Annotated in this window: 12 protein-coding genes; 7 read left to right on the forward strand and 5 right to left on the reverse strand. The window is 51.8% G+C overall.

Annotated features, from left to right (window positions below):
• The gene (fabB, locus tag AYJ59_RS02450; RefSeq protein ID WP_029938893.1) at positions 1–1,221 is read left to right on the forward strand and encodes a beta-ketoacyl-ACP synthase I; all 1,221 of its coding nucleotides are present in this window, start codon (positions 1–3) and stop codon (positions 1,219–1,221) included.
• An 89-nt stretch (positions 1,222–1,310) separates the two neighbouring features.
• Here fabB and AYJ59_RS02455 read toward each other — a convergent pair whose 3' ends face one another.
• From AYJ59_RS02455 to ftsY, 3 genes are read right to left on the reverse strand one after another with little or no spacing between them, the layout of a single operon-like run.
• Entirely contained in the window at positions 1,311–2,006 is a 696-nt protein-coding gene (locus AYJ59_RS02455; RefSeq protein WP_127119229.1) for a transglycosylase SLT domain-containing protein, read from the reverse strand.
• A 5-nt stretch (positions 2,007–2,011) separates the two neighbouring features.
• Complete coding sequence (locus tag AYJ59_RS02460) at positions 2,012–3,025, reverse strand: DUF2914 domain-containing protein (RefSeq protein ID WP_127119230.1); 1,014 nt, start codon at positions 3,023–3,025, stop codon at positions 2,012–2,014.
• 5 nt (positions 3,026–3,030) lie between these two features.
• Positions 3,031–4,140 (reverse strand): signal recognition particle-docking protein FtsY, encoded by a 1,110-nt coding sequence (ftsY, locus tag AYJ59_RS02465; RefSeq protein ID WP_127119231.1) that lies wholly within the window; start codon positions 4,138–4,140, stop codon positions 3,031–3,033.
• 90 nt (positions 4,141–4,230) lie between these two features.
• On the opposite strand from ftsY, the gene AYJ59_RS02470 reads away from it, so the two are divergent.
• From AYJ59_RS02470 to AYJ59_RS02490, 5 genes are all read left to right on the forward strand, one after another.
• On the forward strand, positions 4,231–5,589 hold the full coding sequence (locus AYJ59_RS02470) for a M16 family metallopeptidase (protein WP_127119232.1): 1,359 nt from the start codon (positions 4,231–4,233) through the stop codon (positions 5,587–5,589).
• An 8-nt stretch (positions 5,590–5,597) separates the two neighbouring features.
• Positions 5,598–6,917: a M16 family metallopeptidase gene (locus AYJ59_RS02475; protein WP_127119233.1), complete on the forward strand. Its 1,320-nt coding sequence runs from the start codon at positions 5,598–5,600 to the stop codon at positions 6,915–6,917.
• A 134-nt stretch (positions 6,918–7,051) separates the two neighbouring features.
• Complete coding sequence (locus AYJ59_RS02480; protein ID WP_127119234.1) at positions 7,052–7,438, forward strand: CidA/LrgA family protein; 387 nt, start codon at positions 7,052–7,054, stop codon at positions 7,436–7,438.
• Entirely contained in the window at positions 7,425–8,162 is a 738-nt protein-coding gene (locus AYJ59_RS02485) for an LrgB family protein (RefSeq protein ID WP_029938886.1), read from the forward strand. Before AYJ59_RS02480 ends, AYJ59_RS02485 begins: the two co-directional genes overlap by 14 nt.
• A gap of 209 nt (positions 8,163–8,371) precedes the next feature.
• Positions 8,372–10,672, forward strand: a complete 2,301-nt coding sequence (locus AYJ59_RS02490) for a transporter substrate-binding domain-containing diguanylate cyclase (protein ID WP_164730729.1) — start codon at positions 8,372–8,374, stop codon at positions 10,670–10,672.
• 30 nt (positions 10,673–10,702) lie between these two features.
• On the opposite strand, the gene AYJ59_RS02495 is transcribed toward AYJ59_RS02490, so the two are convergent.
• The gene (locus AYJ59_RS02495) at positions 10,703–11,170 is read right to left on the reverse strand and encodes a hypothetical protein (protein ID WP_029938884.1); all 468 of its coding nucleotides are present in this window, start codon (positions 11,168–11,170) and stop codon (positions 10,703–10,705) included.
• Between the two features lie 407 nt (positions 11,171–11,577).
• The gene (locus AYJ59_RS02500; protein ID WP_127119236.1) at positions 11,578–11,868 is read right to left on the reverse strand and encodes a coiled coil domain-containing protein; all 291 of its coding nucleotides are present in this window, start codon (positions 11,866–11,868) and stop codon (positions 11,578–11,580) included.
• A 193-nt stretch (positions 11,869–12,061) separates the two neighbouring features.
• On the opposite strand from AYJ59_RS02500, the gene rsmD reads away from it, so the two are divergent.
• Positions 12,062–12,685 (forward strand): 16S rRNA (guanine(966)-N(2))-methyltransferase RsmD, encoded by a 624-nt coding sequence (gene rsmD / locus AYJ59_RS02505; RefSeq protein WP_127119237.1) that lies wholly within the window; start codon positions 12,062–12,064, stop codon positions 12,683–12,685.
• Positions 12,686–12,719: the final 34 nt, after the last annotated feature.

Below are 12,719 nucleotides of genomic sequence, written 5' to 3' on the forward strand. Positions count from 1 at the left end.
ATGAAAAGAGTTGTTATCACCGGTGTTGGGATTGTTTCCAGCCTTGGAAACAATAAAGATGAAGTCACGGATTCCTTGAAAAACGGACGTTCCGGGATTGTGTTTGCCCCAGAATACGAAGAGAACGGTATGCGCTCGCAAGTTCATGGCGCGGTTAAGAACCTGGATTTCAAAGAGCATATCGATCGTAAGCAACTGCGCTTTATGGGCGATGCCGCTGCTTACTCTTACATTGCGATGAAACAAGCGGTGGAAGATTCCGGTTTGACCGAAGATCAAATTTCAAATCCGAGAACCGGCTTGGTAGCCGGTTCCGGCGGCGGCTCCAACTCAAATGCAACGGAAGCCGTCAGCATCGCCAAAGAACGTGGCGTTAAGCGTATTGGGCCTTATATGGTAACGCGTACCATGGGTAGCACTGTGTCAGCCTGTTTGGCAACGCCGTTCAAAATCCAAGGCATTAACTACTCCATCAGTTCGGCTTGTTCCACATCGGCACACTGTATCGGCACTGCGGTTGAGCAGATTCAACTGGGTAAGCAGGATGTGGTGTTTGCCGGTGGTGGTGAAGAGTTGCACTGGACCATGTCGGTCTTGTTCGACGCCATGGGGGCTTTGTCGACCAAATATAATGACACGCCTGAAAAGGCCTCCCGTGCTTACGACGCCGACCGTGATGGCTTTGTCATCGCCGGTGGCGGTGGTATGGTTGTGGTTGAGGAATTGGAACACGCTTTGGCGCGTGGTGCGAAAATCTATGCGGAAATCACCGGTTACGGTGCCAATTCCGATGGTTATGACATGGTTGCCCCTTCCGGTGAAGGGGCGGTACGTTGCATGGAGCTGGCGTTGTCGACAGTGAACGGCGACGTGGATTACATCAACCCGCATGGAACGTCCACCCCGGTGGGCGATACCAAAGAAGCCGCGGCGATTCGTGATGTATTCGGTGCCAAAGTGCCGAAAATCAGTTCAACCAAGTCATTGTCCGGCCACTCTTTGGGTGCAGCGGGAGTACATGAGTTCATTTACAGCTTGATGATGCTGGAAAACGATTTCATCGCACCATCGGTTAACATCGAGACCATGGATCCGGAATGTGAAGGGATGCCAATCGTGACGGCACTTGAAGAAAATGCCGGGTTGACGCGGATGATGAGTAACAGCTTTGGTTTCGGTGGAACCAACGCATCTCTGGTCTTTGAAAAATACCAAGGATAATCGAGACGCGTTATTGCGCGGAGATCGAGTGTACAAAAAAGCCGCTGAAAAGCGGCTTTTTTGTATCTGTTTTTTGACGCTCTGGCAATTTAACAGTAAGGCCAAGGCGCATTGCATTCTCCTCGGCTCTTGGCTTGTTGAGTACGGTTTTGAACGACCGGTTCAGCCTTCTTGGGCTTCGGTGCCGGAGTCGTTACAGCAAGCTTGTCACAGACTTGTAACTGTTTTTTGTACAGCATTGAGCGTTTAGTGACTTTATAGGCGACTTTCTTCAGCCAGGTCTTATTTTGATAGGTCTTGCGGGAGTAACCGCCTTGGCCTTCGTGATAGGCCAGGTAAAGGTTGTAAGGGTCGTTTCGTGAAATGCCGTTGCGCTTGTAAGATTGATAGTTGTACCAACCGATAAAGTCGAGGGAGTCCTCAATGTCAGTGCGGCGTGCCGACCAGTTTCCGGTGGCTTTTTGGTAATCGTACCAAGCCGGGTCCTGCGCTTGGCAGTATCCGTAAGCGGATGAGCTTCTCGGTAACGGAATTAATCCCAATGCATACTCCCGTGGTGGTTGGGCATCGTGTGTGAAACGGGATTCCTGGTGGATAAACGCCATCAGAATGTATTCCGGTGTGCCCCATTTCTTGGCCGAGTCGTGCGCGGCTTCTTCCCAGTCGGAATCGTGATCGTAAATATAGCAAATGTTATCGTGGGTTTCTTTTGGCGGGTTGCTGGAGCAACCGGCCAATCCAATGAGTGCAAAGAAGATCAAGGCGGGTTTAATCTGACGAATCATGGTGCTTACGGTCTCTCGCTTTCTGTTATGTAATTGAACGAGTATCGATAGATGACTTGTTCTTGGTTATCCAATACCTCGACATGCCATTGTCCCGGCCAGGCACTGCTCAGGCGCTTGCTGGACCAGGTTCGGAAGCGTTGGCTGGTGATTTTCAACGGCACCGTGGCCATCACCCGGTCTTTGTAAATCCAACGATGGTATATCGTCTGGTCGGCGGCATGGTCGACTTGGGTAAAGAAAAACACTTTCCGTACATACTTCGGTACGAAGGGGCCAAGCGGTTGAGTTGGTGTCAGGTTCGACACCTCTTCAGCCAAAACGGCTTGTTCAATTCGAATGTCGCTGGCTTGAACCGGAGCCATGGAAACGCGTTTTTCCGATTGATTATAAAGGACTTCTTCACGCGTTTGGGCTAAATCTTGCCGTGCCTGATGGGAGAGCAATGACAAACCATCGTTTGTTGCCTCTGTTTTCTCTGGAAGCGAAGGTGATGGTTCGGTGGGCGCTTTGGGTGTCATGGCTTCTGGAGAAGGTATTTCAGGCAAAGAAGTTGAGTTGGCTGGTGCGGTTTCGATTAGACTTAAATCCGCGGTATTCATGGCGGTGTCAGTGGTGGGTTCGGGAGATGGCTCCGATTTCACTTCTGGGGCCGTGGAAGCGGTATTCTCGCCAGGCCTGGCGGTTTCAGCATTCGCCGGGGCATCGATACGTGCTTGTTGTTCGGCTTTTTTGTCGTTGATTTGCGTAATCATCAGTGATGCGGTGCCGATGCCGGCGAGCATCATCATCATGAACCAGGCAAAACGACTTCGCCAAGGTGTTTTGGCATCGTCCTCTTCGCCGTTGGCGACCTCTTCCTGCAGTTGGTTCCAGCCCATTTGAAAGTATTCCCGTAAAGCGGCATCCCGGCGGATGCTGCTGGGCATGTGCGACATGGGTTTACCATCCAAGGCCAGGCGATAGCCTTTTTTAAAGGCGTAATGGTAATGGGCGTTATCCGTGTCCGGCAGGTTCATGGAAATCAGCTATCGGTCTGATCGAACAGCGCTTCAGCAAATTCATCGGCTTGGAAAGGTCGCAAGTCGTCAATTGCTTCGCCGACCCCAATAAAACGAACCGGAATGCCGAGTTGTTCGGCCAGAGCGAAGACAATCCCCCCTTTGGCGGTGCCGTCCAGTTTGGTCAGGGTCAATCCAGTCAAATCAACCGCTTCATGGAATTGCTGTGCTTGGCTCAAGGCATTTTGCCCGGTGCCGGCATCGAGTACCAGCATGACTTCGTGTGGTGCGTTGGGGTTGACCTTTTGAATGACGCGCTTGACCTTTTTCAGTTCTTCCATCAAGTTGGATTGGGTGTGTAAGCGTCCGGCGGTATCGGCAATGAGGACATCGACTTTTTTCGCGGTGGCGGATTGAATGGCGTCGAAAATGACGGCGGCGGAATCGGCTCCGGTTTTCTGGGCAATGACTGGCACTTGGTTGCGTTCGCCCCAGGTTTCCAGTTGTTCTACAGCGGCGGCGCGGAAGGTGTCCCCGGCCGCCAGCATTACGGACTTACCTTCGTTTTGGAATTTTTTCGCCAGCTTGCCAATGGTGGTGGTTTTGCCGACGCCGTTGACGCCGACCATTAAAATCACAAAGGGCCCGTCGTCGTTTGAAAGGCTCAGAGGCTGTGAAACCGGTTCCAATAACGCTTCCAATTGGCTTTTTAGTGCTTGAATTAACGCTTCGGGTTCTTTAAGCTCTTTGCGTGAGACTTGGTCCGTCAGGTTTTGGATGATTTTGTCGGTGGCTTCGACACCCACATCGGCGGTGAGTAGAATCATTTCCAGCTCATCCAGTAAATCCGCATCGATTTCTTTGCGCCCCATAACCAAGGTTGACAGACTGTCGGTAAAGTTACGACGCGTTTTACTCAGGCTGTTTTTCAGCCGGGTGAACAGGCCGGGTTTGCGAGGCGTTTCGTCCGCATCTTCCGCTTTATCGGATGGTGCTGCCGGCATCTCGTCGATTGTCTCGACCGGATTGGGGGCTTCGATGGATGTGTCCGGATTTTCCGGGAGGCTGGTTGAATCGTTTGGCTGGGTTTCGTCGGATGATGGTTTGTCTTTGCGTTTTAAAAAACTGAACATGTCGCTTCCTGTTTTAAAGCTTCGTCAATACTTGCGGCAATCAATTACGTTATTATAAATGAAATTCGTTTAATTTTAGGAGATTCCCCTATGGTGAGAATTGGATTATTCGGTCTGGTGATGGCGTTGGCATGGCCGGTTCACGCCAGTATATCGAAGTTCAAACTCGACAACGGCATGCAAGTGCTGGTCAAAGAAGATCATCGTGCGCCGGTTGTGGTACAGCAGGTCTGGTACCGGGTCGGTTCCAATTATGAATACGGTGGCATTACCGGCATTTCGCATATGCTGGAGCACATGATGTTCAAAGGGACGGAGTCGTTGGAACCGGGTGAATTCTCCAAAGTCGTGTCGAAGTTGGGCGGTCAGGATAACGCTTTTACGTCGAATGACTACACCGCTTACTATCAGGTCGTCGGCACCCAGAATCTGGAAAAAGTCATGGAGTTGGAATCGGACCGCATGCGCAACCTAGTCATTAAAGACGAGGAGTTTCAAAAAGAGCGTGATGTGGTGACCGAAGAGCGCCGCTGGCGTGTTGAAGACCGCCCGGGTTCCAAACTCTATGAATTGTTCAAAGCGTCGGCCTATGTGAACAGTCCGCAGCATCATCCGGTTATTGGCTGGATGTCGGACATCCGTGCCTATACGGTCGACGACTTACAGCAATGGTATCAACAGTGGTATGCGCCGAATAACGCCACCTTGGTGGTGGTCGGTGACGTCGACCCGAAGCAGGTCTACGAATGGGCGAAACGCTATTACGGCGCGCATAAGCCGGAAACCATTACCCCGCCAAAACCGCGTGTGGAAATCGAACAGGAAGGCGAGCGCCGCATTCAGATGAAGGGCGCGACCAAATCGCCGAGCTTGATTATGGGCTTCCATGCGCCATCGTTGGTGACGGCTAAAGACAGTCAGGAAGTCTATGCGCTTTCGGTGTTGAACAGTGTTTTGGACGGCGGTGACAGCGCGCGTTTGCCGCGCCACTTGGTGCGTGGTTCGAAAGTCGCGGTCTCCGCCGGCGCCAGTTACGATGAAACCAGCCGTCTGGAAAGCCTGTTTATGGTGAATATCACGCCTTCTGAAGGGAAAACGCTGGAAGAAGCCGAAGCCGCGCTTTGGGAGCAAATCGAGCAGTTGCAACAACAGCCGATTTCCGAAGACGAACTGAAACGGGTGCTGGCGCAAAGTGAAGCCCAGTATGTGTTTCACCAGGATTCGATTCAATCTCAAGCGATGATTTTGGGCTCGCTGGTCAGCATCGGATTGCCGACCGAAACCTACGATAACTGGGTGGAAAATTTACGTCAGGTCACGCCGGAGGCGGTGCAAGCCGTGGCGAAAAAATACCTGACGCGCGATAAAGTCACGGTGGCGACCTTGCTGCCGAACGGGGAAGGCGTGCAAACCCCGAGTGTACCGGTGATGGAAGGAGGGGTTCGATAGTGACGAGAATGAAGCAACTGACCGTGTGGGCATTCGCGTTTGCCTGCTTGTTAAGTACCCAGGCCTGGGCGAAAGTCGATATTCAAACTTGGCAGACCGCCAAAGGCACCAAGGTGATGTACGTCCATGCGCCGCAACTGCCGATGGTGGATGTGGAATTAATGTTCGATGCCGGTTCGGCACGAGACGGCGACCAATGGGGCGTCGCCTCCTTTACCTCGAATTTATTGGGCACGGCGACGCCGGAGCATGACGAAAATCAGATCTCCGAAGCCTTTAACGACTTGGGCGTGCAAATCGGTTCCAATGCAGGGCGCGATTCCGCCAGCATTCATTTACGCAGTCTGACGCGGTCGGAAATTTTGACGCCGGCGATGACGTTGTTTGCCGAAATCGTCGGACAACCGGTGTTTCGCCAAAACATTATGGCGCGTGAAAAAGCGCGTCTGATGACCGGTTTGAAGCAAAAAACCGTCAAGCCGCAAGCGATGTTGTCGGATGAACTCTGGGCCAAGCTCTACGGCGACCACCCATACGCTCATCCGGTACCGGGCACCTTGAAAACGGTCGAGGCCTTGACGGTCGAGGACTTAAAAGCCTTTTACAAACGTTATTATGTGGCCGCCAATGCGCAAGTGACCATTGTCGGCGCGGTGGATCGCAAGCAGGCCGAGCAAATGGTGGAAGATTTGACCCGTTCCTTGGCGACCGGCGAAAAAGCGGCGGCGTTGCCGCAACCTAAGCCGCTGGATAAAGCTCAGGCGAAAATCATCCGTTTCGGCTCGACCCAGACGTACTATACCTTGGCGCAACTGGGTGTGGAGCGCGGAGACCCGGACTATTATGCGCTCTTTCTCGGCAACCATCTGTTGGGAGGTAGCGGCTTCGGTTCTTTGTTGATGGAAGAAGTGCGTGAGAAACGCGGCTTGGTGTATGGGGTGTCGAGTGGCTTTTATCCGATGAAAGTGCCGGGGCCATTCCAAATCGGCTTGTCCACCAAAAACGCTTCGGCCAAAGAAGCGGATGAAGTCGTCAAACAAACGTTGGCGCAGTTTATGAAGGATTTTCCGGATGAGAAGTTGGCCGAAATTAAAAGTAACCTGATTGGTGGCTTTCCGCTCCGCATCGATAGCAATTCAAAAATCGCCGGATACATTGCGATGATCGGCTTTTACGATTTGCCGCTGGATTACTTGGAGCGTTTTCCGAAAAAGATGGCGGAACTGACCAAGGAAGACGTCCTTGAAGCCTGGCGTAAGCATATCCATCCAAACAAAATGCTGACGTTGATGGTCGGCGAACCGAATGTGAAACCGATCGAAAAGTGACCACTTAAGCTTTCCGTTGTTTAAACCGCCAGGCCTGGCGGTTTTTTTTATTCCAAAACTGTGTCAATTCGTCTTGAAAGTTATAATGAGAGCTTTGCACGAGATGGATTCATGGAAAGGTTTGGAAATCGAAAATGAAGTTTTTATACGGAATAACTTGGTTGCTGATTTTTCAGCTTGTAGGCGAATCGTTGGCGATTGTATTGAATCTGCCGGTGCCCGGGCCGGTCATCGGCATGATGCTGTTGTTTGCCTCACTACTGTGGCGAGGGCGCAGCTCCGAAGCGTTGGATGAGGTGTCCGACGGTTTGTTGAGTCACTTGTCGTTACTGTTTGTGCCGGCCGGGGTCGGCATTATGGTGTATTTTCACCGTATTGCCAGCGAATGGCTGCCCATCGGTTTGACGCTGTTGCTCAGCACCGTGATTACGATGGTGACAACCGCCCTGACCATGTGGTGGGTGATGCAATGGTCGCAAAAACGATTGGCGAAAAAGGCGGCGGGTGATGGCGGAAAGTGATTTGACTTATCTCTGGGTCTACCTGTCGGCTTCGCCGTTGACCGGTTTGACGATGACGTTGGTGGCCTACACCTTAGCGCTGAAGTTGTATGAGCGTATGAACCGAAATGTCCTGCTGCATCCGGTTATTACCGCCATCGGCTTACTGATCGTATTTTTAACCCTGTCCGAGATGGATTACGAAGCCTACTTCGAAGGCGGGCAGTTCATTCATTTCTTGTTGGGGCCGGCGACCGTGGCGCTGGCGATTCCCCTGTATCAGCAGTTCCCGAAATTGAAAAAAATCTGGTTGCCGGTGACGTTCGGTTTGTTGGCCGGGGTGTTGACGGGGGCAATCAGTTCGATTGCCATTGCGCACGTTACCGGCGCGAGCCTGGAAACCTTATTGTCGCTGGCGCCAAAGTCTGTAACGGTGCCGATTGCAATGGGGATTTCCGAAAAGATCGGAGGCTTACCGTCGTTGACGGCCGTATTGGTGGTGGTAACCGGTATTCTCGGTGCCGTGATTGGTCTGAAGGTGTTTCAGTGGTTGGGCATTCGAGACGACAGCATCAAGGGAGTCGCCATGGGGGTAACCGCACATGGCATCGGTACCGCGCGCAGTTTTCAAATCAGTTCGGAAATGGGTGCCTTCTCCGGCTTGGCCATGGCGCTTTCGGCGGTGTTGACGGCCATTGTGCTTCCAACGTTGGTGCCATTGTTACATTGGCTAGCCTTGTTTTGAAACCGAATTTTCAGGTGGTTGAACGCCGGATTTAACCAATTCAATTTTAAGGTTTTTCTGTCGCCGAGCTGGTGCAGCAAGCCGGTTCGGTTTATCATATAAAGAATATTGATAATAGATAAAAACGGATGACTTCAGTGGTAGAGGTGACATGCCTGAACAGGCCCCGAACATGGCAGTGGTTAAGGGGGGCGATAATCCAAGCGGTATTGGCCTTTGTCATTTCATCCTTGTTTTTCTCCCTACCGGTGTCGGCGGACAATACCCTACCGGTGTCGTCCGGTCCTAAGCTGGAAAAAGTCACCGTCAAACTCAAGTGGCGCCATCAGTTTCAGTTTGCCGGATATTACGCGGCGCAGAAGCAAGGTTATTATCGAGACGAAGGTTTGGAGGTTGCGCTACATCCTCGTGACCTGTTGGAAAACAACATCGAACAGGTCTTGAAGGGCGACGCGCAATATGGAGTGTCCGACAGTATCTTATTGTTGTATCAATCCCGCCAAAAACCCATCGTGATCGTTGCGCCGATTTTTCAGCATTCTCCACAAGTCCTGTTTACCCTCAAGTCTTCCGGGTTGGACAGCCCTTATAAATTAAACGATAAATTACTGGCCTTTTATAAAAAAGACACGGACGGTTTGGCGATTTTGGCGATGCTGGAGGAGCTGGGCGTCAAACCCGTGATGGATCGGGTGATTATCGATAAATCGCCTATCATGCTGGTGCGTAAGGAAGTGGACGCCTATGCCGGTTACCTGGCGAATGAAGCTTACTTCTTCAAGAAAAACGGTGTGCCCTACGATGTCATTAACCCGATGAACTATGGCATCGATTTGTATGGTGATATGTTATTCACCACGCGGGATGAGGTCGAACAGCATCCGGAACGGGTTGCCAAAATGCGCCGGGCGACCATTAAAGGTTGGCAGTATGCGATGGCGCATCAAGAGGAAATGGCGCGCTATATCCTGAAACAGTACGGCTTGAAAAAATCCTTTCAGCACCTGATGTTTGAAGCGCGGGTGATTGAAAGCGTGATGGACTTGAATAGTGTGCCCATCGGCACTTTAAACGAAGGGCGGCTTCGATACATTGCCGACTTGTTCCAGAAACAAGGGCTGTTGAAAGGCTCGGTGGATTTGCAAAAAGGCATTTATCGGCCGGAGGATGAAACACTTCAATTAACACAGCGCGAAAAAGAGTGGATCAAGCAACATCCGGTGATTCGTATCGGTGTTGATCGCGCTTATGCTCCGGTTGAGTTCGTGAACGAACAAGGGCAGTATTCCGGCATTACGCCCGAGTTTCTGGATTTTATATCACAGCGTACCGGCTTGGAATTCGTGCCGTCACTGCATTTGAAGTGGCCGGAAGTCTTGGCCGAGTTCAAGGCGCATCGGCAGGATGTGTTGCCGGCGGTGATTGAGACCGAGGAGCGCAAGGCCTATATGAACTTCACGCAAGCTTACTTGAAGTTTCCGATGGTGGTGGCGACGCGGGATGGGGTGCCTTATATCGCCAATTTCAACCAGTTGCGCTCCAAAACCATTGCCGTGGTCAAGAATTATGCGGCGCATGAAAAATTACACAGTGTGTTTCCGGATGTGGCATTGAAGTTGGTCGATAATGCCAAAGAAGGTTTGGAAGCCGTCGCCAACGGGGATGTGTTCGGTTACGTCGATAATGTTGCGGTGATTGGCTATCACATCAAAAAGTACGGTCTGACCAATTTGCAGATTTCCGGGGAAATGCCGTTCCACGCCAATATCGCCATGGGCGTTCGCCAGGACTGGCCGGAACTTTTGAGCATTTTTCAAAAGGTGTTGCAACAAATACCGAAACCACGTTATGTCGAAATGACCAACAGTTGGCTTCAGATCAATTACAAGAAAGAATACAGTTGGACACAGCTGTTGCTCATCCTCGCGCCGGTTTTATTGTTATTGGCGGTGTTTATTTTCTTTAACCGCAAGTTGCGACATACTCAAGACGAGCTTCGCGCCTCCAATGAGAAGTTGTCGGTTCTGTCGGTGACGGATCACTTGACCGGAATTTATAACCGTCAATACCTGGATCAGGTTTTGGATGCCGAAGTGGAGCGAGTGGATCGTTATCATTCGAAGCTCAGTCTGGTGATGATGGATTTGGACGATTTCAAGCGAGTCAATGACACTTACGGCCATCTGGTCGGGGATGAAGTGTTGGTCAAGAGTGTTGAAACCATCCACCATCTGGTGCGGAAGACCGATACTTTCGGACGTTGGGGCGGAGAGGAGTTCATTTTGATTTGCCCGGAAACCGATTTGCATCAAGCCTCGCAACTGGCTGAAAAGGTGCGGGCGGCGATTGAGACGACTGAATTTTCGCAAGACATACGCTTGACCTTCAGTTTGGGGGTGGCGCAATACCACGCCGGAGAGTCGGTCAACGAGTGCGTGGACCGAGCTGACCGCAACCTGTATCGTGCCAAGCGCAACGGTAAAAACCAGGTGTCAGCGAGCGAAGATTGATAAGACGCGCGTTGAACGCGCGCCGGTTCCTTAGGTTTCTTTCTCAACGGTCGCGCTCAATTTCTGGTAAACCCCCAGGCCGACGATCAGAACCACCGCGGCGAGCACCAATGTCGTCGGATAGACCAATAAGGTAATGTCCTGAATCCCGGCTTTGAAAATGAACACCAAGCCTTCAATGCCGACCGCAATCGACAGAATGACAATCACTTTGGTGATGGTCTGGCGTGCTTCAACCGGCGAACGCAACTCCTTATTGCGAAAGACCTCTTCTTCAATCATGTACTTGGCGACGTCGATAATCGCCACCGAAATGACGGTGGCGCCGACGGCCTGCAACATCATCGACACAAATTCGCCGTCCAATAGGTTGTCGTTGTCCACTTCGGACACGACTTCGTAAATCGACCAGCCGATAGTGGTGAAGGCCATGGCGAATAACACTAATGCGGCGGCGGAGTAACTGATGCTGATGATGAGTTCAAACATTTTTTTCATCTCATTCCTCCTTTGCCGCGAGTGATCAGAGCTGCGGCGTGTTGGGTCAGGGGTCTTCCGATACAGGGTGTAAAAGGCGCTTCAAGTGCCGACGTCCCTGTCGGCCGGAAGCTGATTGTGAGATGTTGGGCTTTATTGAGCGCTTCAAACTTTTGCGGGTTTGGCGCTGGTTTAATGTATGAGACAGCGTTTTTGTGGTTTGGTAACGGGTTGAGTGTTGCATGGTGCCTCCTTTGACTTGTCCAATACGGTTTGTCATGGTTAGCGATGGCCGGGATGAATCGAGTCAACCGCAACCCGGTGGTTTTGCCCGGCCCTGCTTCGGCTATTTAAACGGTTGGAATTTAAGCGGTTAGCATCCGGAAAGCCTTTCGAATCTTTCCAGCGGTGGTTTTGACTGCTGATGTTTAAAAACGGTCAGTGGCCGCCTGTAACGCCCGCTTTAGGTTGTCGTGTGCTTGCTCGATGCCTTGTTTGAGATCTTGCCAGGCCTGGTCGCCCGCGGTTTTGAGTTCGGCCAGTTTGGCCTCAGCTTGATGTTGATAGGTTTTGAGCGTGTCGATGTCCGCTTGAAGGTCGATGCGGGCCTGCGCATCGGCTTGTCTGGCTTTGGCTTCCAAAGCATCAATATTGGCGGACCACTCATCCAGTTGGGCTTGGAGTTTCGCTTGATAAGCTTGTTTGTTACTCGTACTCATCTTTCACCTCGTCGGATCAATTTCGTGCGTGTAAAGGCCGCTTCTATGAAAGAAGCGGTTTCAACTCCCTGTGCCCACCTTACTAATGATGGGGAGGGTTTGTCAAACCGAGGTGTTTTTCGGGCTTTTAGTCGCAGACCTGGTGAGAGTTGGTTATCATGGGCGGGAAAGATAACGATACTGGCTTAACAAAATGACGAAAAAACGACGCACACATGGTTCTCAGGGCCGACAAGCTGGCAAAAAATCCGTGCAGATGGGCGCTGTCCGTATTATCGGCGGTGACTGGCGGGGGCGTAAGCTACCGGTGTTGGATGCGCAAGGCTTGCGGCCGACATCCGACCGGGTGCGGGAAACACTGTTCAACTGGTTGCAGTTTGATGTGGAGGGTGCACATTGCCTGGATGTATTTGCCGGGTCCGGTGGACTGGGGTTTGAGGCCTTGTCCCGTGGCGCGGCCGCGGTGACTTTTTTGGAGTTGTCCAAGTCGAATGCCGAGCAGCTCAAGCAGAATGTGGCGACACTGCAAGCCAAGAACGCCGAGGTGGTGCAAGCCGACAGTTTGGTTTGGTTGGAACAACCTGCCAGACAACTGTTTGACATGGTGTTTCTGGATCCGCCGTTCCATCAAGGGTTGATGCAGCCGGCGGTGGATAAGCTGTTTGCCGGGCAGTATTTGAAAAACGACCAGGCCTGGCTGTATTTGGAACAGGAAAAAGCGCTGGACTGGCCGACCTTGCCCGACGGTTGGGTGTGCCACCGTGAGAAGACCACCCCGGAAGTGCGTTACGGATTGTTTTGTATATCCGGCCATTAAGAGAAATGTTAGGCAAGCCTGAGCCGTTGCGTTA

It is taken from the genome of Thiomicrospira sp. S5 (genome assembly GCF_003991075.1).
Classification (GTDB): Bacteria; Pseudomonadota; Gammaproteobacteria; order Thiomicrospirales; family Thiomicrospiraceae; genus Hydrogenovibrio; species Hydrogenovibrio thermophilus.

Excerpts from the sequence above, each read along its gene's own strand:
- AYJ59_RS02495 (WP_029938884.1), bottom strand. The coding sequence starts at position 11,170 with ATGAAAAAAATGTTTGAACTCATCATCAGCATCAGTTACTCCGCCGCC.
- AYJ59_RS02470 (WP_127119232.1), top strand. The coding sequence starts at position 4,231 with ATGGTGAGAATTGGATTATTCGGTCTGGTGATGGCGTTGGCATGGCCG.
- fabB (WP_029938893.1), top strand. The coding sequence starts at position 1 with ATGAAAAGAGTTGTTATCACCGGTGTTGGGATTGTTTCCAGCCTTGGA.
- AYJ59_RS02475 (WP_127119233.1), top strand. The coding sequence starts at position 5,598 with ATGAAGCAACTGACCGTGTGGGCATTCGCGTTTGCCTGCTTGTTAAGT.
- ftsY (WP_127119231.1), bottom strand. The coding sequence starts at position 4,140 with ATGTTCAGTTTTTTAAAACGCAAAGACAAACCATCATCCGACGAAACC.
- rsmD (WP_127119237.1), top strand. The coding sequence starts at position 12,062 with ATGACGAAAAAACGACGCACACATGGTTCTCAGGGCCGACAAGCTGGC.
- AYJ59_RS02480 (WP_127119234.1), top strand. The coding sequence starts at position 7,052 with ATGAAGTTTTTATACGGAATAACTTGGTTGCTGATTTTTCAGCTTGTA.
- AYJ59_RS02500 (WP_127119236.1), bottom strand. The coding sequence starts at position 11,868 with ATGAGTACGAGTAACAAACAAGCTTATCAAGCGAAACTCCAAGCCCAA.
- AYJ59_RS02460 (WP_127119230.1), bottom strand. The coding sequence starts at position 3,025 with ATGAACCTGCCGGACACGGATAACGCCCATTACCATTACGCCTTTAAA.
- AYJ59_RS02485 (WP_029938886.1), top strand. The coding sequence starts at position 7,425 with ATGGCGGAAAGTGATTTGACTTATCTCTGGGTCTACCTGTCGGCTTCG.
- AYJ59_RS02455 (WP_127119229.1), bottom strand. The coding sequence starts at position 2,006 with ATGATTCGTCAGATTAAACCCGCCTTGATCTTCTTTGCACTCATTGGA.